This is a genomic window from Fredinandcohnia quinoae, assembly GCF_022427965.1.
GTDB classification, from domain to species: domain Bacteria; phylum Bacillota; class Bacilli; order Bacillales; family Bacillaceae_L; genus Ferdinandcohnia; species Ferdinandcohnia quinoae.
Genome location: NZ_JAKTTI010000025.1, coordinates 32,892 through 57,917 on the forward strand (window position 1 = coordinate 32,892; position 25,026 = coordinate 57,917).

The 25,026-nt window shown below is 37.1% G+C and carries 23 protein-coding genes; 21 read left to right on the plus strand and 2 right to left on the minus strand.

Features of this window, described 5'->3' with window-relative positions; translation table 11 throughout:
- The first annotated feature begins 22 nt into the window (after positions 1–22).
- Positions 23–745, plus strand: coding sequence for a glycerophosphodiester phosphodiesterase (locus tag MJG50_RS14970; protein ID WP_240256555.1), 723 nt, complete (start codon positions 23–25; stop codon positions 743–745).
- A gap of 37 nt (positions 746–782) precedes the next feature.
- Here the strand turns inward: MJG50_RS14970 and MJG50_RS14975 are convergent, their stop codons facing one another.
- Positions 783–1,019, minus strand: coding sequence for a DUF2627 family protein (locus tag MJG50_RS14975; protein ID WP_240256556.1), 237 nt, complete (start codon positions 1,017–1,019; stop codon positions 783–785).
- Between the two features lie 174 nt (positions 1,020–1,193).
- Between MJG50_RS14975 and MJG50_RS14980 the strand changes: the two genes are divergently transcribed.
- From MJG50_RS14980 to MJG50_RS15055, 16 genes are all read left to right on the plus strand, one after another.
- Positions 1,194–3,266, plus strand: coding sequence for a sigma 54-interacting transcriptional regulator (locus MJG50_RS14980; protein ID WP_240256557.1), 2,073 nt, complete (start codon positions 1,194–1,196; stop codon positions 3,264–3,266).
- A 141-nt stretch (positions 3,267–3,407) separates the two neighbouring features.
- The gene (gene yqiS, locus MJG50_RS14985) at positions 3,408–4,307 is read left to right on the plus strand and encodes a phosphate butyryltransferase (RefSeq protein ID WP_240256558.1); all 900 of its coding nucleotides are present in this window, start codon (positions 3,408–3,410) and stop codon (positions 4,305–4,307) included.
- Positions 4,308–4,338: 31 nt separating this feature from the next.
- The gene (gene bcd, locus MJG50_RS14990; protein ID WP_240256559.1) at positions 4,339–5,439 is read left to right on the plus strand and encodes a Leu/Phe/Val dehydrogenase; all 1,101 of its coding nucleotides are present in this window, start codon (positions 4,339–4,341) and stop codon (positions 5,437–5,439) included.
- Between the two features lie 82 nt (positions 5,440–5,521).
- Entirely contained in the window at positions 5,522–6,631 is a 1,110-nt protein-coding gene (buk, locus tag MJG50_RS14995; RefSeq protein ID WP_240256560.1) for a butyrate kinase, read from the plus strand.
- A 25-nt stretch (positions 6,632–6,656) separates the two neighbouring features.
- The gene (gene lpdA, locus MJG50_RS15000) at positions 6,657–8,078 is read left to right on the plus strand and encodes a dihydrolipoyl dehydrogenase (protein WP_240256561.1); all 1,422 of its coding nucleotides are present in this window, start codon (positions 6,657–6,659) and stop codon (positions 8,076–8,078) included.
- Positions 8,079–8,103: 25 nt separating this feature from the next.
- Positions 8,104–9,111 carry a thiamine pyrophosphate-dependent dehydrogenase E1 component subunit alpha gene (locus MJG50_RS15005; RefSeq protein WP_240256562.1) on the plus strand — a complete coding sequence of 336 codons (1,008 nt, stop codon included), beginning with the start codon at positions 8,104–8,106 and terminating at the stop codon, positions 9,109–9,111.
- A 1-nt stretch (position 9,112) separates the two neighbouring features.
- Positions 9,113–10,096 (plus strand): alpha-ketoacid dehydrogenase subunit beta, encoded by a 984-nt coding sequence (locus MJG50_RS15010; RefSeq protein WP_240256563.1) that lies wholly within the window; start codon positions 9,113–9,115, stop codon positions 10,094–10,096.
- Between the two features lie 81 nt (positions 10,097–10,177).
- Entirely contained in the window at positions 10,178–11,461 is a 1,284-nt protein-coding gene (locus MJG50_RS15015) for a dihydrolipoamide acetyltransferase family protein (RefSeq protein ID WP_240256564.1), read from the plus strand.
- 145 nt (positions 11,462–11,606) lie between these two features.
- Positions 11,607–13,547, plus strand: a complete 1,941-nt coding sequence (locus MJG50_RS15020) for a methylmalonyl-CoA mutase family protein (RefSeq protein ID WP_240256565.1) — start codon at positions 11,607–11,609, stop codon at positions 13,545–13,547.
- Positions 13,540–15,744: a methylmalonyl-CoA mutase gene (gene scpA / locus MJG50_RS15025; protein WP_240256566.1), complete on the plus strand. Its 2,205-nt coding sequence runs from the start codon at positions 13,540–13,542 to the stop codon at positions 15,742–15,744. Before MJG50_RS15020 ends, scpA begins: the two co-directional genes overlap by 8 nt.
- Entirely contained in the window at positions 15,734–16,846 is a 1,113-nt protein-coding gene (meaB, locus tag MJG50_RS15030) for a methylmalonyl Co-A mutase-associated GTPase MeaB (protein ID WP_240256567.1), read from the plus strand. The genes scpA and meaB overlap by 11 nt, the downstream gene beginning before the upstream one ends.
- A gap of 97 nt (positions 16,847–16,943) precedes the next feature.
- Positions 16,944–17,381 carry a BrxA/BrxB family bacilliredoxin gene (locus MJG50_RS15035; protein WP_240256568.1) on the plus strand — a complete coding sequence of 146 codons (438 nt, stop codon included), beginning with the start codon at positions 16,944–16,946 and terminating at the stop codon, positions 17,379–17,381.
- Between the two features lie 168 nt (positions 17,382–17,549).
- Positions 17,550–18,332 carry a transporter substrate-binding domain-containing protein gene (locus MJG50_RS15040; RefSeq protein WP_240256569.1) on the plus strand — a complete coding sequence of 261 codons (783 nt, stop codon included), beginning with the start codon at positions 17,550–17,552 and terminating at the stop codon, positions 18,330–18,332.
- 34 nt (positions 18,333–18,366) lie between these two features.
- Positions 18,367–19,026, plus strand: a complete 660-nt coding sequence (locus MJG50_RS15045; protein WP_240256588.1) for an amino acid ABC transporter permease — start codon at positions 18,367–18,369, stop codon at positions 19,024–19,026.
- Positions 19,019–19,753 carry an amino acid ABC transporter ATP-binding protein gene (locus MJG50_RS15050; RefSeq protein ID WP_240256570.1) on the plus strand — a complete coding sequence of 245 codons (735 nt, stop codon included), beginning with the start codon at positions 19,019–19,021 and terminating at the stop codon, positions 19,751–19,753. Before MJG50_RS15045 ends, MJG50_RS15050 begins: the two co-directional genes overlap by 8 nt.
- A 95-nt stretch (positions 19,754–19,848) precedes the next feature.
- Positions 19,849–20,811 (plus strand): aromatic acid exporter family protein, encoded by a 963-nt coding sequence (locus MJG50_RS15055; RefSeq protein WP_240256571.1) that lies wholly within the window; start codon positions 19,849–19,851, stop codon positions 20,809–20,811.
- 21 nt (positions 20,812–20,832) lie between these two features.
- Here MJG50_RS15055 and prli42 read toward each other — a convergent pair whose 3' ends face one another.
- Positions 20,833–20,928 (minus strand): stressosome-associated protein Prli42, encoded by a 96-nt coding sequence (prli42, locus tag MJG50_RS15060; RefSeq protein WP_240256572.1) that lies wholly within the window; start codon positions 20,926–20,928, stop codon positions 20,833–20,835.
- Between the two features lie 200 nt (positions 20,929–21,128).
- Here prli42 and mce point away from each other — a divergent pair, with 200 nt between their 5' ends.
- The 4 genes from mce (at position 21,129) to MJG50_RS15080 (ending at position 24,981) form a co-directional block, all read left to right on the plus strand.
- Positions 21,129–21,548 carry a methylmalonyl-CoA epimerase gene (gene mce / locus MJG50_RS15065; RefSeq protein ID WP_240256573.1) on the plus strand — a complete coding sequence of 140 codons (420 nt, stop codon included), beginning with the start codon at positions 21,129–21,131 and terminating at the stop codon, positions 21,546–21,548.
- A complete protein-coding gene (locus MJG50_RS15070; protein ID WP_240256574.1) occupies positions 21,548–23,098 on the plus strand; it encodes an acyl-CoA carboxylase subunit beta in 1,551 nt (516 codons plus the stop codon). Before mce ends, MJG50_RS15070 begins: the two co-directional genes overlap by 1 nt.
- Positions 23,099–23,187: 89 nt before the next feature.
- Positions 23,188–24,306, plus strand: a complete 1,119-nt coding sequence (locus MJG50_RS15075; RefSeq protein ID WP_240256575.1) for a M20/M25/M40 family metallo-hydrolase — start codon at positions 23,188–23,190, stop codon at positions 24,304–24,306.
- 207 nt (positions 24,307–24,513) lie between these two features.
- Entirely contained in the window at positions 24,514–24,981 is a 468-nt protein-coding gene (locus MJG50_RS15080; protein WP_240256576.1) for a chemotaxis protein CheW, read from the plus strand.
- The last annotated feature ends 45 nt before the right edge of the window (positions 24,982–25,026 follow it).

The following is a 25,026-nucleotide window of genomic DNA, read 5'->3' on the forward strand; positions in this document are numbered from 1 at the left end:
AGGGTAAGGAAGTGAAGAAATCATGAGAACTGAAATATTCGGACATAGGGGATCAGCAGGAACACATCCTGAGAATACGATGATATCTTTTAAAGAAGCCGCACGAGTTGGAGCAGATGGCATTGAACTTGATGTACAAATGACAAAAGACGGCGAATTAGTGATTATTCACGATGAAACAGTAAATCGAACGACAAATGGAAAAGGATGGGTGAAGGATTTAACGTTAGTTGAAATAAAAAAATTGGATGCAAGCTATAAATTTAAAAGCAAGTACGGTTTTTGTGAAATTCCCACTCTTAAAGAGGTTTTTAAATGGGCTAAGTCAAATAATATTTTAATAAATGTTGAATTAAAAAATGGACTCGTTCAGTATAAAATGCTTGAGGAAAAAACAATAGCACTAATTAAGGAGTATAAATATGAAAAGAGAGTTATATTATCCTCATTTAATCACTATGGGATGGTAAAATGCCGACAGTTATCTCCTACTATAGAAATTGCCCTCTTATTTATGGAAGGAATCTATGAACCATGGGATTATGCTAACCGATTACAAGCAAACAGTATCCATCCATATCATCCGGTCGCGAAAAAGGAAATTGTCATTGAAGCACAGAAAAAAGGAATTAAGGTAAGACCGTTTACGGTAAATGACGAAAAACATATGAAAAGATTAGCCTCATATCCATGTTCAGCTATCATAACGGACTATCCAGAAAGAGCAATCCAACTTTTAAGATAAAGAAACTCGCCTAATTGGCGAGTTTCTTTATTATTAATTATTTTCTTTGAAATTTCTGTTGAACCTTATTTCTTTTTCGATCACGATATAAGACAAACCCGCCAATAAATCCAAGGCCTATGATAAAAAGAAGTAATCCAAGGATAAATTGAAGCCATAAATATGAAAGTGGTGAATGCAATATCCCGAAAAATACATCTCTCATAAATTTTATTCCTATTGCCGCCATAAACCCAGGAATCAAAATAATAATTAAGGCAATCAAACGTTGCATAATAAAAACCCTCTCAAAAAAGTAAGTATATATAAAATGTAAGCTTTTAAAAAAATTTGTCAAGCAAGGAAAGTATCTGTATGATAGTATTATGCAAATTATTGCAGGAAGCTGTTAATTCTTTTGCGGTTTTTTGCATATCCTAATTTTCTAAAATGGGTGGTGGTACTTTCGATGCAAACGGTCATGATCGTCGGAGCTGGAAAAGGTGGAGCAGCTATTTTGCGGATATTGCAAGAAACAGAGATGTTAAAAGTAGTGGCTGTCATCGATCGAAATAAATCTGCTCCTGGAATAGTATTAGCTCAAAAATTAAATATTTCAACAGGTGATGATTGGAGAGTATTTTTAACGCCGGATATTGATATCGTAATAGAGGCAACAGGAAATGAACAAGTATTTAAAGAAATAAGAGAAAAAAGACATAAAACAACGGTACTCATTCCTGGTGCTGTAGCTTATATCACCTCTAAACTAATGGAAGAAAAAGAGGAACTCATTAGTAAATTAAGGGATGAAACATATAAACATGATTTAATATTTAATTCTACCCATGACGGTATGATTGTTATTGATGTAAATAGCAATGTGATGCTTTTAAATAATAGTGCTGCAAGGATGATTGGTGTATCTAAAAATAGTGTGATTGGGAAACACATTTATGATTGCATTCCTGCTAGTAAGCTGCCAGAAGTGTTACATTCAAGAGCTGTAGAGATAAATCAAGAGTTTATTCTGGATAATGGAAGGAAAATCATTACTACCCGAATTCCGATGGTGAATGAATCTGGCTTATTGATGGGTGCTTTTGCAGTTTTTAAAGATATTACCGAAGTCGTGAATTTAGCTGAAGAAATTACGAATTTAAAAGAAATACAAACAATGCTGGAAGCAATTATTCAATCATCTGATGACGCTATTTCTGTTGTAGATGAAGATGGACGAGGGATATTAATAAACCGTGCATATACGAGAATTACAGGATTGGAACAGGATGAGATTATCGGAAAACCGGCTACCGCGGATATTTCTGAAGGTGAAAGTATGCATATGAAGGTTTTGACAACCCGTAGACCGGTAAGAGGTGTTCGGATGAAATTAGGTCCGAATAATAAGGATGTCGTTGTGAATGTTGCACCAGTTATTGTGGATGGGAAATTAAAAGGAAGTGTCGGTGTTGTTCACGATGTTTCCGAAATCAGTCAATTAACAACAGAATTGAATCGTGCTAGACATATCATTCGAACGTTAGAAGCAAAGTATTCATTTGAAGATATTATTGGATCTTCAGAAGAAATGGAATTTGCCATTGAACAAGCAAAGCTTGGTGCGAAGACACCTGCAACTGTTTTGTTGAGAGGCGAATCTGGAACAGGTAAGGAATTATTTGCACACGCAATACATAATGCTAGTAAACGAAAATACAATAAATTTGTTCGAGTAAACTGTGCTGCTCTATCAGAAAATTTATTAGAAAGTGAATTATTTGGTTATGAGGAAGGTGCTTTTTCCGGTGCAAAACGCGGAGGTAAAAAAGGATTATTTGAAGAGGCAAATAACGGAAGTATTTTCTTGGATGAAATTGGTGAATTGTCAGCTGGTACCCAAGCGAAACTATTGAGGGTATTACAAGAACATGAAATCACTCGAGTTGGAGGTATAAAACCTCTCACAATTGATGTAAGAGTAATAGCAGCAACTAATGTTAATCTTGAAAAGGGGATTATTAATGGAACTTTTCGAGAAGACCTCTATTACCGTTTGAACAGAATGCCAATTCATATTCCGCCACTCCGGTTGAGGAAGCAAGATATTCAATATCTATCAGAACATTTACTCTATAAAATTAATCAAGATTATGGTCGGAATGTAGAAGGGTTGACTGTTGATGCGATTAATTATTTGATGTCATACAATTGGCCTGGTAATGTAAGGGAACTAGAAAATATTCTAGGACGAGCCATTATATTCATGAAGTTTCAAGAGAAACTAATTGATGTAAAGCATATTCAACCGTTGAAGAATATCGATCAAAAGGAATCGAACCAAGTTACTATACAATTATCAGGGGATGCCAACGAACCACTATCAGATCTTGTTGAAAGATATGAAGCTAAGGTTATTTCGAAGGTACTTGCTAATCATTCTGGCAATAAAACACTAACCGCAAAATCATTAGGTATTTCTCTAAGGAGCTTATACTACAAATTAGAAAAATATGATCTTGCAAATAATGGCACGCAATAAAATGCACGATTTGCAAAATGTTGCAAAACGACCATTCTACAATAAAGCGTTTTCACCATTTTGTAGGTTGGCACAAATCTTGCATCATATAATCTTGTGTACAACAGTTTATCTTTTAGTAGAGGAGAGGGTTGAAACTTCATGGAATTAGACGAACTTATCACAAATGCAACCCGAAATAAGGATGTAAAGGTTGCTGTTGCGGCTGCTGAAGATGAAGAAGTAATTGACGCTGTTGTCCAAGCTCTTAATCATAAGCTAGCTCAATTTCTGTTGTATGGAGACCGTGAAAAAATTATACATTTACTATCAGAAAAGAATGTTAGTATCCGGCATGAAGCGATTCAGGTCATTCATACGATTTCAGTGGAGAAATCAGCTGAATTAGCTGTAAAGGCAGTCCATGCTAATGATGCGGATGTTTTGATGAAGGGAAATATTCCAACTTCCACTTTATTAAAAGCGGTACTTAATAAAGATTATGGATTAAGAACTGGAAGTGTGCTATCTCATGTGGCGGTGTTTGAAGTACCAAGGTATGAAAGATTCATCATATTAACAGATGCTGCGATGAATATAGCGCCAGATCTAGAACAAAAGGTTCATATCATAAAAAATGCTGTTGCAGTTGCTAACTCAATTGGAATAGATAATCCAAAAGTAGCACCTATTGCTGCTGTCGAGGTCATTAATCCTGGAATGCAAGCAACAATAGATGCAGCTTCATTAACACAAATGAACAGACGTGGGCAGATAAATAACTGTGTGGTTGATGGACCACTGGCTCTTGATAATGCAATTTCTTCATTTGCTGCTGAACATAAGGGCATAGTAAGTAATGTAGCTGGAGAGGCTGATATTTTAGTTGTTCCAACAATAGAAGTTGGAAATGCACTCTACAAATCACTAGTTTATTTTGCAAATGCAAAGGTTGGGGCAATAATTGCAGGAGCAAAATCACCAATCGTTTTAACATCTAGAGCAGATTCTGCTGAAAGTAAGTTATATTCTCTAGCTTTAGCGGTATGCTCTGTTAACTAACACTGTTCTTATAATAGGGAGGAATTACAAAATGGAATTATTTACTTATATGGAAAAATACGATTACGAGCAATTGGTTTTTTGTCAAGATAAGCAATCTGGATTAAAGGCAATTATCGCAATACATGATACAACATTGGGACCAGCATTAGGTGGAACACGCATGTGGACATATGCATCAGAAGAAGCGGCAATAGAAGATGCTCTTCGGCTAGCAAAAGGTATGACATATAAAAATGCTGCAGCTGGATTGAACCTAGGTGGAGGAAAAACAGTTATAATCGGAGATCCAAGAAAAGATAAAAGTGAAGAATTATTTAGAGCATTTGGCCGTTATATTCAAGGATTAAATGGTAGATATATTACTGCAGAAGATGTAGGTACTACTGTTGCAGATATGGATCTTATTCATGAAGAAACAGATTTCGTAACCGGTATCTCACCTGCATTTGGTTCATCTGGTAATCCATCTCCGGTAACTGCATATGGAGTGTATAGAGGGATGAAAGCAGCAGCAAAAGAAGCTTTTGGATCTGACTCTTTAGAAGGAAAAGTAGTCGCCATTCAAGGAGTTGGTAATGTAGCATACACTTTATGTAAATATTTACATGAAGAAGGTGCACAGTTAATTGTTACAGATATTAATAAAGAAGCGGTAAATCGAGCGGTAGAAGATTTCGGTGCTAAAGCTGTAGAACCAGATGAAATATACGGTGTAGATTGTGATATTTATGCACCTTGTGCTCTCGGTGCTACTGTCAATGATGTAACAATTCCACAATTAAAAGCAAAAGTTATTGCAGGATCTGCAAATAATCAATTAAAAGAAGCGCGTCATGGTGATGTTATCCACGAATTAGGTATTGTATACGCACCTGATTATGTAATTAACGCAGGTGGTGTAATTAATGTTGCGGATGAATTATATGGTTACAATCAAGAGCGCGCTATGAAGAAGGTTGAACTTATATATGACACGATCGAAAAGGTAATAAACATTGCCAAACGTGATCGAATTCCAACTTACCAAGCTGCAGATCGTCTAGCTGAAGAACGTATTGAAAAAATGAGAAATTCTCGTAGTCAATTTTTGCAAAATGGACAACATATTTTAAGTCGTAGAAACAAGTAATCAATTATGTGGGGGGATGTGTGGATTCCATACCCTCCATCTTTGTATGCCTATATAGTTTCATCAATTGGAGGTCTCGACGTTGCAGGAAAAAGAATATCGTATTCTTGTTATCAACCCTGGTTCAACATCAACAAAAATTGGTGTTTATGATAATGAACGCTCAGTTTTTGAGAAAACGATCCGGCACGATAGCTCTGTTATAAATTCATTTGAAAGCATTATTGCTCAATATGACTTTAGAAAAACGACTATATTAGAAACATTGGATAGTGAAGGTATTAATATCTCAAAATTAAATGCTGTTTGTGGTCGTGGTGGGTTATTACGACCAATCGAAGGTGGTACTTATAGGGTAAATGAGCATATGCTACAAGATTTGAAACTTGGCTATGCAGGACAACATGCTTCAAACCTTGGGGGAATTATCGCACATGAAATTGCCAAGGGGTTGAATATCCCGTCGTACATTGTAGATCCTGTTGTGGTAGATGAATTAGACGCAATAGCAAGAATTTCAGGATTTTCTTTAATTGAAAGAAAAAGTATTTTTCATGCATTAAATCAAAAAGCAGTTGCAAGAAGAGTTGCTAGAGAACTTGGCAAAAAGTATGAAGAATTAAATCTCATTGTAACCCATATGGGTGGAGGAATAACTGTAGGTGTTCATAAAGAAGGAAAAGTAATTGATGTCAATAATGGACTACACGGGGATGGACCATTTAGTCCTGAACGGGCTGGTACTGTCCCTGCTGGAGATCTTGTTGCACTATGCTTTTCGGGTAATTATTACAGAGAAGAAATTATGAAGAAACTTGTTGGTCAAGGCGGGATGGTAGGCTATCTAGGCACAAATGATGCTGTTCAAGTTGAAAAAATGATTGAAAAAGGCAATGATAACGCAAAGCTTATATATAGTGCGATGGCATATCAGGTTGCAAAAGAAATTGGTTCGGCTAGTGCTGTTCTTTCTGGTAAAGTCGATGCTATCATTCTTACTGGTGGTTTGGCATATGGTAAAGGCTTTGTAAATGAAATTTCTGAACGGATAAATTGGATTGCGGATGTTATTATTCAACCTGGAGAAAATGAACTCCAAGCCCTAGCTGATGGTGCATTACGTGTTTTAAGAGGAGAAGAGCAGGAAAAACAATATCCAGGACAAAAGCTACAAACTTCTGTTCTTAATTAATGGTTTGAAAGAAGGGTGAAAAAGTATGGCAAAAGAATATGATTTGGTTATTCTCGGTGGAGGTACTGGGGGATATGTTGCAGCAATCCGTGCTTCACAATTAGGATTATCAGTCGCCGTTGTTGAAAAAGGCAAGCTTGGTGGCACATGTCTTCACGCAGGATGTATACCTAGTAAGGCTTTATTACGAAGTGCTGAAGTTTATTCAACAACATTACGAAGTGAAGATTTTGGTGTCATTGCCAAAGATGTTGCTCTTGATTTTACAAAGGTACAAGAACGAAAAAGGAAGATTACTGATCAACTGTACAAAGGTGTTCAGCATTTAATGAAGCAAGGGAAAATTGATGTCTATGAGGGACTTGGACGTATCCTTGGACCTTCTATTTTCTCACCAATGCCAGGTACAATCTCTGTTGAAATGAACAATGGAGATGAAAATGAGATGCTTATCCCAAAGAACGTAATCATTGCAACGGGATCAAGACCACGTACACTTCAAGGTCTTGAGGCAGATGGTGCGTATGTAATGACATCAGATGAAGCTTTGGAAATGGAAAGCCTCCCTAATTCAATTATTATTGTTGGTGGCGGAGTAATTGGGATTGAATGGGCGTCAATGCTGAATGATTTTGGTCTAGAAGTAACAGTATTAGAATATGCAGATCGAATACTTCCTACAGAAGATAAAGAAGTATCGAAAGAAATGCAGCGTCTAATGAAGAAAAAAGGTGTAAAAATTGTAACCGGTGCAAAGGTTTTACCCGAGACAATTGATAAGGGAAATGGAGTATCGATACAAGCTGAGCACAAGGGAGAACAAAAATCATTTCACGCTGATAAATTACTTGTTTCAGTTGGACGTCAAGCAAATATTGAAGGAATCGGCCTTGAAAATACAGAAATTATGGTTGATAAAGGTTTCATTACTACAAATGAATTTTTTCAAACGAAAGAATCCCATATTTATGCGATTGGTGATGTAATCGGAGGTCTACAACTTGCGCATGTTGCATCTCACGAGGGGATTGTAGCGGTTGAGCATATGGCAAATGAAAATCCACTCCCAATTGATTACTCACTAGTATCAAAATGTGTATACAGTAATCCAGAGGTTGCGAGTGTTGGTTATACAGAAGACGAAGCGAAAGACAAAGGATATAAAGTTAAAACTGGTAAGTTTTCCTTTAGAGCGATTGGTAAAGCACTAGTATTTGGAGAATCAGATGGATTTGTAAAACTTGTAGTAGATGAAGAATCGGATGACTTATTAGGTGTTCATATGATTGGCCCACATGTAACGGATATGATATCTGAAGCTGGTTTGGCGAGGGTTTTAGATGCAACTCCTTGGGAAGTTGCCCATACAATTCATCCACACCCTACACTTTCAGAGGCAATCGGTGAAGCTGCACTCGCAGTTGATGGAAAAGCAATACACGGATAATCTTATTTAATAGGAGGTATGAAAAATGACTGAAAATCGTCATCAGGCATTAGGCCTAAGTGATGAAGCTGTTTTAGAAATGTATGAAACAATGCTGCTAGCTCGTAAAATTGACGAGAGAATGTGGCTGCTAAATCGTGCTGGAAAGATTCCATTTGTAATTTCTTGTCAAGGCCAGGAAGCTGCACAGGTTGGGGCTGCATTTGCTTTAGATCGAGAGAAAGATTATGTCCTACCATATTACCGTGATATGGGTGTAGTGCTTACTTTTGGTATGACTGCAACTGAGCTTATGCTGTCTGGTTTTGCAAAATTGGAAGATCCAAATTCAGGTGGACGCCAAATGCCAGGGCATTTTGGTCAAAAGAAAAATCGAATTGTAACAGGTTCTTCCCCTGTTACTACTCAAGTTCCACATGCGGTTGGAGTTGCTTTAGGTGGAAGAATGGAAGGGAAGGATTTAGTTACTTTCGTTACCTTTGGTGAGGGTTCATCTAACCAAGGTGATTTTCATGAAGGGGCAAACTTTGCTGCTGTACATAAACTGCCTGTTATTTTTATGTGTGAGAATAATAAATATGCGATTTCTGTTCCATATGAAAAACAAGTTGCATGCGAAAAAATATCTGATCGTGCAATTGGGTATGGAATGCCTGGTTTTACGGTTGATGGTAATGACCCACTTGAAGTGTATAAAGCTGTTAAAGAAGCAGCAGATCGTGGTCGCCGTGGTGATGGCCCAACATTAATTGAAACAATTTCATATCGTCTCACTGCACATTCATCAGATGATGATGATCGTGCATATCGTGAGCAATCAGAGGTTGCTGAAGCGAAAAAGAAGGATCCGATTCTATCTTTTGCAGCATATTTAACATCTACCGGGGTTATGAGTGAAGAAAAGGAAAAAGAAATAACCGAACGTGTGACAAAGCAAGTGAATGAAGCAACAGACTATGCTGAAAATGCACCTTATGCAGAACCAGAGGATGCTTTGAAATTTGTTTATGCGCCAGTAGTTGGGGGGAAATAAAATGCCAGTAATTTCTTATATTGATGCTGTTACGATGGCAATACGAGAAGAGATGGAAAGAGATCCTAAAGTTTTTGTTTTAGGAGAAGATGTTGGAAGAAAAGGTGGAGTATTTAAGGCTACAAATGGTTTGTATGAACAGTTTGGTGAACATCGGGTAATCGACACTCCATTAGCAGAATCAGCTATAGCTGGTGTTGGAATCGGTGCAGCAATGTATGGAATGAGACCGATAGCTGAGATGCAATTTGCAGATTTTATAATGCCTGCGGTGAACCAAATTGTTTCAGAAGCAGCTAAAATTCGCTACCGTTCTAATAATGATTGGAGTTGTCCAATTACAATCCGTGCTCCATATGGTGGAGGCGTTCACGGGGCTTTATACCACTCTCAATCGGTTGAAGCTCTTTTTGCAAATCAACCTGGTTTAAAAATTGTTATGCCTTCTACACCGTACGATGTAAAAGGATTACTTAAAGCTGCAATTCGAGATGAGGACCCTGTACTTTTCTTTGAACATAAACGAGCATATCGTTTAATAAAAGGGGAAGTACCAGAAGATGATTATGTATTGCCAATTGGAAAAGCAGATGTAAAACGTGAAGGTGATGACATTACTGTCATTACATATGGATTATGTGTCCATTTTGCATTGCAGGCAGCAGAGCGTTTAGCTAAAGACGGTATTAACGCTCATATTTTAGACTTACGAACTGTATATCCTTTAGATAAAGAGGCAATCATTGAAGCAGCATCGAAAACTGGAAAAGTACTACTTGTGACAGAGGATAATAAAGAAGGAAGCATTATGAGTGAGGTTTCAGCAATTATTGCTGAAAATTGCCTATTTGAACTTGATGCACCGATTATGAGATTAGCAGGTCCAGACGTACCAGCAATGCCTTACTCACCAACAATGGAAAAATTCTTCATGGTCAATCCCGACAAAGTGGAAAAGGCAATGAGAGAACTAGCTGAGTATTAAAGAAGTGTTCAAAAAGAAGGATAAACTGGACTTTTTGAACATCATCTATAAGCTGAATTGGCAATAAGGAGGTTTTTAACATTGGCAACTGAAAAAATTACAATGCCTCAACTTGGAGAAAGTGTAACAGAAGGTACAATTAGTAAATGGCTTGTCGCGGTTGGGGATAAGGTTAATAAATATGATCCATTAACCGAAGTTATGACAGATAAAGTGAATGCAGAGGTTCCTTCATCTTTTTCAGGAACAATTAAAGAATTAGTTGCTGAAGAAGGAGAAACATTAGCGGTAGGAGAAGTCATTTGTATAATTGAGGTTGAAGGCGGAGTTGTAGAAACTGAAGCTGTTGAAAAAGTGGTTTCAAATACAGAATCAGCTGTTACACCGGTTCCAAGTGAAACGAAAGATACGACAAATAAACGCCGCTATTCTCCAGCGGTACTAAAACTATCCCAAGACCATAATATTGATCTTGAAAAAGTAAATGGTACGGGTGCAGGTGGAAGAATTACTCGAAAAGACTTATTAAAAATAATAGAAACTGGTGCGATACCAACTACTACTGAAAAAATCGCTGTACAACCAGAACAAACAGAAGCCACTTCTGTTGATAGTCAACCAAGTGTAAAATCATCTCATGCGCCAAGCATTCCTGTTACTGTTGGAGATATTGAAATTCCGGTTACAGGTATTCGTAAAGCAATCGCAGCTAACATGCTTAGAAGTAAGCATGAGGCACCTCATGCTTGGACAATGGTTGAGGTTGACGCGACCAACTTAGTTGATTATAGAAATTCACTTAAAGATGAATTTAAGAAGAAAGAGGGCTTTAATTTAACTTTCTTTGCATTCTTTGTCAAAGCAGTTGCGCAAGCACTAAAGGAATTCCCGCAAATTAACTCCATGTGGGCTGGCGACAAAATTATCCAAAAGAAGGACATTAACGTTTCGATAGCTGTTGCAACAGATGATGCTTTATTTGTTCCTGTAATAAAGAATGCTGATGAAAAAACGATTAAAGGAATTGCTCGTGAGATTTCTGAACTCGCAGTTAAGGTGAGAACTGGTAAACTGAAATCAGAAGATATGCAAGGTGGGACCTTTACTGTAAACAATACAGGATCGTTTGGATCTATTCAGTCAATGGGAATTATCAATTATCCCCAAGCTGCGATTTTACAGGTCGAATCAATTGTCAAACGTCCAGTTGTAATGAATAATGGAATGATCGCTGTTCGTGATATCGTTAACCTGTGTATGTCACTAGATCACCGTGTACTCGATGGACTTGTATGTGGGCGATTCTTAGCGCGTGTTAAAGAAATAATTGAAAAAACATCAAAAGATAATACATCTATTTATTAATAATAGTGGTGAACAGGCATTGCAATGGCAATGCCTTGTTCATTTTTACAATATCTTTATTTGGATTGTCACTTATTCATGTATATACTAAAATAATAAGTAGATAACTAGATTTTTGAAAGCGATTACTTGAGGGGGCAATAAGATGGTAGATCAAGCAAATAAAATGCAAAATGCTTTTTTTCCTCCGGTAGATTATGAGACATGGAAGAAGGAAACGGAGAAGTCGTTAAAGGGTAAGTCATTTGAACAATTGCATACAAATACGTATGAAAATATCGCCCTTAAACCGATTTATACAAAAGAAGACATACAAAACCTTCCACATGTAAAAGAGCTTCCAGGATTTGATTCTCGTGTTCGTGGTACACATAAATTAGGGTACACTCTAAAACCATGGTTGAATAGCCAGGAAATAGATGCACGATCAGCTGAGGAATTAAATTGTAAAGTGAAGCACGCAATAGCAAACGGACAATCGATGATTCATTTCCATTTGGAAAAAAATAGCGGACTATCAATAAAGAATATAGAAGATGTTAGATCTGCATTTGATGGAGTTCCTCTTGATTCTGTACCACTATTGATACATACAAAAAGCAATGCAGTACCATTGTTGAATCTTCTTACAACGTATTGTCTTGAGGGCAATCTGTCACTTCAATCAATAGAAGGTACAGTTGGTATGGATCCATTAGGTGTACTTGCTGAAGAGGGAGAAGCACCTCAACCAATATCATGCTTATTTGATCGAATGGGAGACACATTGACTTGGGCGAAGGGAAATGGCTCAAGAATTAAGACAATTATCGTGAGTGGCAATCCATATCATAATGGTGGAGCAAATGCAGTACAAGAGCTTGCGTTTACACTTGCAACTGCCGTTGAATATATCAATGAACTATTAAATAGAGGTTTTAATATTAATGAAATTACACCTCGCATGATATTTTTCTTTTCAGTGAGCTCAAATGTATTCATGGAAATTTCAAAGCTTAGAGCAGCTAAAATCCTCTGGTCTACAATCATAAACGCATTAGGAGGGGATGTAGAAACGGCAAAAATGAATATTCATGCAAGAACCTCTGCATTTACAAAAACAGCGAATGACCCTTTTGTAAATATGCTCCGTTCTACAACGGAAGCATTTACTGCGATCATTGGAGGAATTGATAGTCTGCATGTGTCATCATTTGATGAACCTATTAAAAGATCGGATGTCTTTTCAAGTAGAATTGCTCGTAATACACAATTCATATTACAGGAAGAATCTCACTTGCACAGGGTTATTGATCCAGCAGGAGGATCATGGTATGTAGAATCATTAACGAATGAACTAGCTGAGAAGGTCTGGGAATTGTTCAAGGAGATTGAAGCAAAAGGGGGTATGCTTCAATCATTAAAATCTGGATTTGTTCAAGATCAAATATTCAACATTTTAAATGAAAGACAGAAAAACGTAAATGTACGGAATGATAAAATTGTAGGAGTGAATGTATATGCAAATATGAATGAAAAGCCCCTTGATGCCCCTCTAATTACGAAGGAAACTAGTGTTATTCAAGAAAATCAGGAAGTAAATACCGGTAATGTGACAAGAATTAAAAAAATCCCGCGGGTTAGAATTTCCGAAACCTTTGAAGGATTGCGGAGCGCTGCGGAATCTTATATAAAACAAACCGGTGAACGTCCTAAGGTGGGCTTAATCAATCTAGGAGCGATTCCTTCACATAAACCTCGAGCAGATTTCATTACAGGTTTCTTTGAAGCGGGTGGTTTTCAAGTTATTAAAAATGATGGCTATGAAACCATCACTAAGGCTGTTGAAGGGTCAGTTGCCCTTGATTTAACTACCTATGTATTCTGTGGTTCGGATGAAACGTATGTTGAGATGCTTGAAGAAATCTGTAAGGAATTGAAAAGAAATAATCCTTCGATTCGCTTATTTGTTGCCGGTAGGCAAAATAAAGAGTTAGAGCATCTTAATCAAGAAGTAGGTATTACTGATTATATTGATCGTAAAACGGATTGTTATTCATTGCTTTATCAATTACAGCTTGATATGGGGGTGCGACCAAATGGGTGAGAGATTTAACTTTTCAGACGTTACATTACAAAAGACAACTCAAACTGTTAAAAGTGTTGATGACTGGAAACAATCAGTTGAAGAGGAAATAAAACATTCAATTGATGATTTGCTTTTTCAAACGAATGAACAAATTGCTGTAAAGCCTTTATACACAGAAGTAGATCTTAAGAGATTCACCCATTTAGATTATATGCCCGGTCTGCCTCCTTTTTTGCGAGGGCCATATCCAACCATGTATGTAAATCGTCCATGGACGGTACGACAATATGCTGGCTTTTCAACTGCAGAAGAAAGTAATGCCTTTTATCGTCGAAATTTAGCGATGGGTCAAAAAGGTCTGTCAGTTGCGTTTGATTTAGCCACACATCGAGGCTATGATTCCGATCATCCTAGGGTAGTAGGCGATGTCGGTAAAGCAGGTGTAGCGATTGATTCGATTCAAGACATGAAAAAACTATTTGACGGAATCCCACTTGACCAAATGAGTGTTTCGATGACAATGAACGGAGCAGTCCTCCCAATTATGGCATTTTATATTGTTACTGCCGAGGAGCAAGGGGTTAGTAGGGATGAATTATCAGGAACGATTCAGAATGATATTTTAAAAGAGTATATGGTTCGGAATACGTATATATATCCACCAGAGACTTCAATGAGGATTATATCTGATATTTTTGATTACACTTCAAAGTATATGCCGAAATTTAATAGCATCAGTATCTCTGGATATCATATGCAGGAAGCGGGTGCACCTGCTGATCTTGAATTAGCATATACATTAGCAGATGGTTTGGAGTATGTACGTACTGGGATCAGTAAAGGAATTGATATTGACTCATTTGCCCCAAGGCTATCCTTCTTTTGGGCAATTGGAATGAATTATTTTATGGAAGTAGCTAAGATGAGAGCTGCTCGACTAATTTGGGCAAAAATGATGAAGGGTTTCAATCCGAAGAATCCTAAATCTCTAGCATTGAGAACACATTCTCAAACATCGGGTTGGAGCTTAACTGAGCAAGATCCTTATAATAATATTGCAAGAACTTGCATAGAAGCCTTAGCAGCGACAATGGGGCATACACAGTCACTTCATACGAATGCACTAGATGAAGCGATCGCATTACCAACTGATTTTTCAGCTCGTATTGCTAGAAACACACAATTGTATTTACAGGATGAAACAGGGATATGTAACGTAATTGACCCATGGGGTGGTTCATATTATGTAGAGACATTGACGAATGAATTAATGAATCGAGCTTGGAAGCACATCGAAGAAATCGAAGCCCTTGGTGGGATGACGAAAGCAATTGAAACAGGATTACCGAAAATGAGAATTGAGGAAGCATCAGCCCGCCGCCAAGCTAGAATTGATTCTGGCAAAGAAATCATTATTGGTGTTAATAAATACCGCTTAGAGAAAGAGGAACCAATAGATATTTTGGATATTGATAACACAGCTGTTCGCTTGAAACAGATTGAAAATCTTGAAAAATTACGAGCTACAAGGGATGAAAATATAGTTAAAGAAACACTTTCTGCAATCACAAGGGCAACTGATTCAGGTGAAGGAAACCTTTTGGAATTGGCTGTAAATGCCGCAAGAGCACGTGCAAGTCTTGGAGAAATATCTGATGCCATTGAAAAAGCTTCAAAACGTCATAAAGCGGTGATTCGTTCGATTAGTGGTGTATACAGTTCAGAATTCTCAAATGAGGAAGAAATTATGAATGTGAAGAAGATGACGGATGAATTTTTAGAAAATGAAGGTAGACGCCCTCGAATACTCATTGCAAAGATGGGACAGGATGGTCATGATCGTGGTGCTAAAGTTATCTCTACTGCATTTGCAGATCTAGGGTTTGATGTTGATATTGGGCCGTTATTTCAGACTCCAGAGGAAACTGCATTACAGGCAGTTGAAAATGATGTCCATGTCGTTGGCATGAGCTCTCTTGCGGCTGGTCATAAAACATTATTACCGCAACTTATCGCGGAGCTTCGTAAACTAGGACGTGAGGATATTCTCGTTATTGTTGGGGGGGTTATACCAGTTCAGGATTATGAATATTTACGGGAAAATGGCGCTGCAGCTATTTTTGGACCAGGTACAGTCATTCCTGTTGCAGCTCAGAAAGTAATTGAGGAAATTTATTATCGCCTTGGCTATGAGGAAGCTAGAAATGAAGAATGATAAAAATAGACCGGAGTGGGTGCCAATCAATGCATCTGATGGATTCACAACTGAAATCATCCGAGGGGTTGATTCCAAGGAAGCAACTACAGGCAGAAAGTTCTTTAAGAAAAAAGAGCGCACTACGGATGAATATGTTGACGGTATTTTACAAAGTGATCGGACGATTTTAGCTCAAGCAATTACTCTTGTAGAAAGCAATGCTTTAAAACATCAGAATCAGGCACAGGAGGTTTTAAATCGCATTCTGCCTTATACAGGAAAATCCATTAGAATTGGTATTACCGGTGTTCCTGGGGCAGGAAAAAGTACATTTATTGAGGCATTCGGAACTTTTTTATGTGAACAAGGACATCGTGTTGCAGTTCTTGCGGTTGACCCAAGTAGTAGTGTAACAGGCGGAAGTATTCTCGGTGATAAAACACGAATGGAGTTACTTGCGAGAAATCATCATGCATTTATTCGTCCAACCCCCTCAGGAGGAACACTTGGTGGGGTAAATCGTAAGACAAGGGAAACTATTCTGCTTTGTGAAGCAGCTAGCTTCGATGTCATTCTTGTTGAAACGATAGGTGTTGGGCAGAGTGAAATAGTCGTAAGAAGCATGGTTGATTTTTTTCTCTTACTTGTGTTAACAGGTGCAGGTGATGAACTACAAGGTATGAAAAAGGGTGTAATGGAGCTTGCTGATGCTCTGCTAATCAATAAAGCAGATGGAGATAATCTGCAAAACGCAAAGGTTGCTTGTGCGGAGTATAACCGTCTCTTGCATTATCTCCAACCAGCTACGAAGGGCTGGCAAACAAAAGCATTCATTGCTTCAGCATTATATAATGAAGGTATCAAAGAAATTTGGGATGTAATCAGTCGTTTTCATGTACAGGCAAGAACTACGGGAGTATTTGAATCCAGGAGAAGTTCCCAAACTAAGGATTGGATATACTCAATGATTAAGGACTATCTTGAATCGCACTTCTTTTCAAATCCTATCATAAAAGAACAACTCCCACTATTTGAACAAAATGTAGTGAATGGAAAACAAAATGTTACTTCTGTTGTAAGAGAACTTATAAATCTATATGAGAAACAGGATAAAAAATAATGATATTAAGATTCTAATGTGTCAGATTTGAAAATTATCTGCAAAAACTCTATTATTAAAGTAGAGTTAGATTCAGATGTATGAAGGAGAGATAAAAGTGGAAGTGGATTTTAATCTTTTTATGAACGATATCATTCAACAAGCAAGAAAAGAAATGACAGCAGCAGGTTATGAAGAATTAAAGACTCCAGATGAGGTTAATGGTGCTCTTGGTCGTAAAGGAACAACATTAGTGATGATTAATTCGGTATGTGGTTGTGCAGGTGGAATTGCTCGTCCAGCAGCAGCACACTCACTTCATTATGATAAACGACCAGACCATCTTGTTACAGTATTTGCTGGTCAGGATAAGGCGGCAACAGAAGAAGCAAGATCATATTTTAGTGAGTATCCACCATCATCTCCATCATTTGCGTTATTAAAAGATGGAAAAATCCTACGCATGGTTGAACGTCATGAAATTGAAGGACACGAGCCTATGGCTGTTGTTAATAAACTTCAAGAAGCATTTGAAGAATATTGTGAAGAAGTATAAGAGGCCTTAGGGCTTCTTTTTTTGTGCTCGTTTATTCTATATTACTATTTAAAAATATTGAATTAACAATTAATAACTATTTTTAAAAAGCATCTTGTATATTTATGCATATGTGTTAAAATACATTCTATCGAATAATTATTAATAGACACTTGAGGAGGAGCACATATGAAAAAGTTACTACTAGTTTCCATGATTACTATTTTTACTCTAAGCATATTAGCAGCATGTGGACAAAGCGATAAATCTTCTGGTGAAGATTCGAAGGATGAGAAAAAGGTATTAAAGATGGCTACATCTGCCGATTTTCCTCCGTTTGAAACAATTGATGCCGCATCCGGTGATTATATTGGATTTGATATTGAGTTAACGAAATATATTGCTGATGAATTAGGATATAAACTTGAAATTTCCAATTTAGATTTTGAAGGCTTGGTAAGTGCTTTACAATCAAAGCGTGCAGACCTAGTTGCATCTGGCATGAATGCAACAAAAGAACGTAAAGAGAATGTTGATTTTTCAATCGAATATCACCAGGCTGGATCGATATTTGTTACATTAAAAGACTCTAAGCTTAAATCTATTGAAGATTTAGACGGAAAAAAGATCGGTGTTCAATTAGGTTCAATTCAAGATGAAGGTGCAAAAAAACTTAAAAAATCAGAACTAAAAGAGATAGAGATTGCGGCTTTAAATAAAGTTCCTGACTTAATTCAAGAGTTAAAAACGGGTCGTATTGATGCAGTTTATCTGGATGAATCAGTTGCAGTTGGATATATCGAAGAAGCTGACCTAGCGGGCTTTAATGATCCAACAGCAAGTGCTCCAGGCTATGCCATTGCATTTCCAAAGGGCAGTAATCTTGTTGAGAAATTCGATAAAGTTTTAAAAGAAATGCAAGAGAATGGTGAACTAGAAAAATTAGAAAAAAAATGGCTAGAAGCGAAATAAAATTTTTAATAGAAATGAGGTGTGAGGCATGAATTTGGAAATAGACTTTTCCCAAATCGTGCCTTCCATTCCTTTTATACTTCAAGGAATCGGGATCACGTTAGCCTTTGCGCTAGTATCGGCAATTATTGGGTTAGTACTAGGTTCTATCCTAGCAATCTTTAAAATTAGTAAAGTATCAGCTCTAAAATGGTTTGCTAATATTTATACATCGATATTCAGAGGAACACCACTAATTCTCCAATTAGTAATTATCTATTTTGCAGTTCCACAATTATTTCAATATGATATTCCTAAATTTCTAGCAGGTGTTATTGCCTTTGGATTAAATTCAGGTGCATATATATCTGAAATTATCCGTGCTGGTATTCAAGCGGTAGATAAGGGACAACAAGAAGCGGCAGAAGCGTTAGCCATTCCATATCGCCCGATGATGAAGGATATTATTTTACCACAAGCGATTAAAAATATACTTCCTGCACTTATGAATGAATTTATTACATTAACGAAAGAATCTGCAATTGTATCGGTCATTGGATTAATGGATATCATGCGCCGTGCACAAATTGTTGGAGCAAATACGTTTCGATATTTTGAACCATTGTTAATTGCGGGATTTGTTTATTGGGTTCTTGTTACATGTCTGACCGTACTGGGTGGATTCCTCGAGAGGAGGTTGCGTCGTAGTGAATAATGCATTAATTACCGTTGAAAATCTTCATAAATCATTTGGAAAACTAGATGTCTTAAAAGGGATATCAACTACGATTGATAAAGGGGAGGTTATCGCCATCATTGGACCCTCTGGATCAGGTAAGTCTACTTTCCTTAGATGTATGAATTTACTAGAGAAGCCGACAGCTGGTCGTATTTTTATCGGTAACGATGAAATTACCGCCCCAACTACAAATATTACAAAAGTTAGACAAAATATTGGAATGGTTTTTCAGCATTTTCACCTTTTTCCACATAAAACAGTTCTTGAGAATCTTACCTATGCACCAATTAAGGTTAAAGGAATGTCTAAGGATGAAGCTGAAAAAGTAGGACTTGATTTATTAAATCAAGTAGGTCTCTCAGATAAGGCGGATGTGTATCCAGGAAAATTATCAGGTGGACAAAAACAAAGAGTTGCCATTGCAAGAGCTTTAGCAATGTCTCCAGAAATTATGTTATTTGATGAACCAACCTCTGCATTAGATCCAGAAATGGTAAAAGAGGTTTTATCTGTTATGAAGTCATTAGCACATTCGGGAATGACAATGGCGATTGTAACTCATGAAATGGGCTTTGCTCGTGAGGTAGCAGACCGTGTATTATTTTTAGATGGTGGAATATTAGTAGAAGACTCTAATCCTACTGAGTTTTTCAATGCCCCAAAAAGCAAGCGGGCTCAAGATTTCTTAGAAAAAATATTATAGTTGAAAGGAATGATCAATTCGATCATTCTTTTTTGCTGTTAAAATGATGATTCAGTGTCAAACTAATAGGAGTTATGTTTTTTAGGAGATGAAACATGTTTAAAATTGGGTATCGTACGATAAAAACAGCGATCGGAACTATGATTGCGGTCTTTCTTGCAAAATGGATGGGCTTAGATAGCTATACATCGGCTGGGATTTTAACGATTCTTTGCATCAAGGTTACTAAGAAAAAATCCTTTCAAAGCTCTTGGGAACGCTTCATTGCTTGTGCGGTTGGAATTTTATTTTCTTTTATATTTTTTGAGGGATTAGGTTATCATCCGATTTCGATTGGTATTTTATTACTTTTCTTTATTCCTACACTTGTTGCCATAAAAGCAAAGGATGGCGTGATTACTAGCGCAGTTATTATTTTACACATATTTTCAGCAGGCAAGGTAACAATGCACTTAGTCCTTAATCAATTGGGTTTAATTATTATTGGAGTTGGTGTGGCCTTATTGATCAATTTATATATGCCAAGTGTTGATAAAAAGTTAAAACAATATCAACAAGATCTAGAAGACAATTTCGGGAAAATTTTTAGTGAAATGGTCAATTATTTACATATTGGAGAAAGTAATTGGGATGGCAAGGAAATAACAATGGTTGAAGAGTTAATAAAGAAAGCTAAAACCCTCGCTTCACGTGATAGTGAAAATCGCCTACTGCGTGAGGAAAATCAATATTATTTGTATTTTGAAATGAGGGAAAAGCAGTTTGAAATTATTCAAAGAATGCTGCCCATTATTACTTCCATTACTCATTCTGTTGAACAAGGAAAGATCGTTGCCCATTTTATTGAAGAAATTAGTGAATCCATCCATCCTGGTAATACGGCTCGTAAGTACTTACGAAAGTTGGAGGAAATGAGAGAGACATTTAGGGATATGCCATTACCGAAAACGAGAGAGGAATTTGAAGCAAGGGCAGCTCTATTACAATTTGTAAAAGAAATGGAAGAATATTTGTATATAAAAAGTATGTTTAAAGGCATATACAATGAAAGAAGGTGACCGAATACAGTCACCTTTTTTCTATGAGAACCACATACTCGCCCCTGCTAATATGGTTGTCAATGCCATAGCAGCTATCATTAAATATATAATAATTTTTTGCGTTTTACGGGTCATCGTATTCCCCCCCTACAAAGCCTTTTCTGCTTATTATTTTACCCTGAAATTGACAAGCGTACAAGTTGAATTCTCTTCTTGTAGTTAACTGAAAATACACAATTTTAACTAGGTTCATGCTACAATATATACATTAACGTTTTTTTAGAGATTCTGTCGATTTACATTTGAGCGAGCGCTCGTTTCGAAGGGGGAACAACATGATAAAAAAAATGGATCATATTGGTATAGCCGTTACGTCTATAGAGGATTCTCTACCTTTTTATACCGAAACAATACAGTTAAAGCTTGAAGGGATCGAAGTGGTTGAATCGGAACAGGTAAAGGTAGCTTTTTTGAAAATTGGAGATTCAAAAATCGAATTATTGGAACCGCTGACATCTGAAAGTCCAATTGCAAAGTTTATCGAAAAACGTGGTGAGGGGATTCACCATATAGCTCTTGCAGTTGATTCTATTGAAGAGCGAATAGATGAGATAAAGAAAAAGGGGATTCAAATGCTGCAAGAAAATCCGAAAATTGGTGCTGGTGGTGCTAAGATTGCATTTATGCATCCAAGATCAACAGGAAAAGTATTGTTTGAGTTTTGTGAAAAAGATAGCAAGGAGGATACAAAATAATGGTAGACATCTATGAAAAAATTAATGATTTATATGATCGCCGCCGTGAGATTGAATTAGGTGGTGGTGATGGAAAAATTGAAAAACAACATGAAAAGGGGAAACTAACTGCGAGAGAAAGAATCGAACTTCTTGTTGACAAGGATAGCTTCATTGAATTAAATCCGTTCATCCAGCATCGATGTACAGATTTTGGATTACAGGATAAGCAAGGACCAGGGGATGGAGTTGTTACTGGTTACGGGAAGATTGATGGGCGACCAGTTTATTTGTTTTCACAAGACTTTACCGTTTTTGGTGGTGCCCTAGGTGAAATGCATGCGAAGAAAATTGCGAATGTAATGGATCTAGCTGCTAAAAATGGTGCACCATTTATTGGATTAAATGATTCAGGTGGCGCTAGAATTCAAGAAGGTGTTGTTTCCCTTGATGGCTATGGTCATATTTTTTACCGTAATTCTATTTATTCAGGGGTAATCCCACAAATTTCTGTAATTATGGGACCATGTGCAGGTGGTGCTGTATATTCCCCAGCTATTACTGATTTTGTATTCATGGTAGAAAAAACATCACAAATGTTTATTACTGGTCCGAAAGTAATCGAGACGGTAACAGGTGAGAAGATTAGTTCAGAGGATTTAGGTGGTGCAAAGGTACATAATTCAATTAGTGGAAACGCTCATTTTTCAGGTGAGACAGAGGAAGAGGTCCTTTTACAGGTTCGAAAACTTATCAGTTATCTTCCGCAAAATAATGAAGAGAAGGCACCTATTCATGGGACAGAGGAAGAGGATGATTATCGTCCAGACCTTACTGATGCAATTCCATTCGATGCTGTTCGTCCATATGATGTTCGTATAGTGATTGAAGAGATTGTTGATGCAGAATCCTTCATGGAAGTTCAGAAGAATTTTGCGAAAAATATTGTTGTTGGCTTTGCACGTATTAAAGGAGAAGTAGTTGGCCTTGTTTGTAATCAACCTAAGTATATGGCAGGTGGCCTTGATATAGATTCATCCGATAAAGCGGCAAGATTTATACGTTTCTGTGATTCTTTTAATATTCCCATTATTACATTTGAGGATGTTACAGGATTTTTTCCGGGAATTAAACAGGAGCATGGGGGAATAATTCGACATGGTGCTAAGATTTTATACGCTTATTCAGAGGCAACTGTACCTAAATTGACAGTCATTTTACGAAAGGCGTACGGTGGTGCATATGTTGCGTTAAATAGTAAATCAATCGGAGCTGATCTTGTATTTGCATGGCCTAATGCAGAAATTGCCGTAATGGGTCCACAGGGTGCAGCAAATATTATCTTTGCAAGGGAAATTAATGAAAGCTCTGACCCAGAGGAGACAAGGGCACAGAAGATTGAAGAATACCGTGAGAAATTTGCGAATCCGTATGTTGCTGCAAGTCAAGGGATGGTGGACGACGTTATCGACCCACGTGAAACAAGGATTAAGCTGATCCAATCCCTAGAAATGCTCCGTAATAAAAAGGAATCAAGGCCATTTAAAAAGCACGGGAATATTCCTTTGTAAACAGATAAAAAACTATTTTAAAATTGGATTGATAAGTAATTTTATGGTAGTCTTATTATTATAATCTTAACTTCTTGGGGGTACATAATATGATAAATCAAGACAGACTTGTTGAAGAATTTCTAGAGCTTGTAAAAATTGACTCTGAAACAAAATATGAAACAGAGATTGCGAAAGTGTTGAAGGAGAAATTTACTTCTTTAGGACTAAAGGTGATTGAAGATGATACAACTTCTGTAACTGGACATGGTGCTGGAAACTTAGTTTGTACATTAGAAGGAACAAAGAATGATGTAGATACCATTTACTTTACTTCACATATGGACACAGTCGTTCCTGGTAAAGGAATAAAGCCGTCTATTAAGGATGGTTATATTGTCTCTGACGGTACGACTATATTGGGAGCTGATGATAAAGCAGGCCTTGCTGCAATGTTTGAGGCGATTAGGGTATTGAAAGAAAAAAAGATTGATCATGGAAAAATTGAATTTATTATAACAGTTGGTGAAGAATCAGGACTTTTAGGTGCAAAAGCTCTTGATCGTTCACTAATTACTGCAAAGTACGGATATGCACTTGATAGTGACGGCAAAGTTGGAGATATTATCGTTGCGGCACCTACACAAGCGAAGGTAAAAGCAACCATCTATGGTAAAACGGCACATGCAGGAGTTGCACCAGAAAAAGGTGTATCAGCTATTACAATTGCTGCTAAATCAATTGCTAAAATGCCATTAGGTCGAATTGATGAAGAAACCACTGCAAATATTGGACGATTTGAAGGTGGTCAACAAACCAACATTGTTTGTGATCGTGTCGATATTTTAGCGGAAGCTCGTTCATTAGTTCCTGAAAAGATGGAAGCTCAGGTTAAGAAAATGAAGGATGCTTTTGAATCTGTAGCAAATGACATGGGTGGTAGTGCAGAGGTAGAAATTACGGTTATGTACCCAGGCTTTAAATTTGGAGATGGAGACCATGTTGTTGAAGTCGCGAAAAAAGCTGCTGTAAGAATTGGTAGAGAAAGTAAATTATTAAAAAGTGGTGGCGGTAGTGATGCAAATGTAATTGCTGGCCACGGAATTCCTACTGTAAATTTGGCGGTTGGATACGAAGATATTCATACGACAAATGAAAAAATGCCAATTGAAGAGCTAGTAAAAACCTCTGAAATAGTAATAGCTATAATCGAAGAGGTTGCACGTTAACTTTATTCAGTAGAAGTCTCCAACTTCTATAAATGGTGAGATGAATGGAAATAGGTTTCCAATTCAGTGGGAGTTCAAACCCCGACTGAATAAAGTTAAAGCCTCCGGCGGATGCCTCAGATTTTTAAAGGAAGCTTTTCGAGCAAGCTCGAAAAAATCTGGGCGCAAATACGCCAAGGCGCATTTGATTGATAGAGGTGGATGGTTATGGAGAATAAAAAAGTAGTTGTGTTTTCAGCTGTTAATGAAGAATTTGGTTTGCCTGTTGAACATGTAATCTCAATTGAAAAATTTCAAAAGCTAACTGAAATACCCCAAATGCCAAAGTATATGGGTGGAGTACTTACAATGAGGGATGAATTAGTTCCAATCATTGATTCAAATTTGATACTTTTTAATAAAAAATTTGTTCATACAGAAAAAACTAGAATAATCGTTGCAAAAACGGATGAGATTTCAATCGGTCTCATTGTTGATGATGCAAAAGAGATATTAGATATTAGTCCAGAACAAATCAAGCAACTTAGTATTAACGGATACCAAAGCTCAGCCTATATATCTGGTGTTATTAATCTCGAAGGAAGATTGATCACTTTACTGCAACCAACTTCTTTAATCGAAAGTTTAGAAGGAATTAATGATATTAAAAATCATGTTCACAGCCACCAATCCTAAGGGTGGCTGTCTTTCTTTAAATATTGAAACACTTGCACTTTTCAA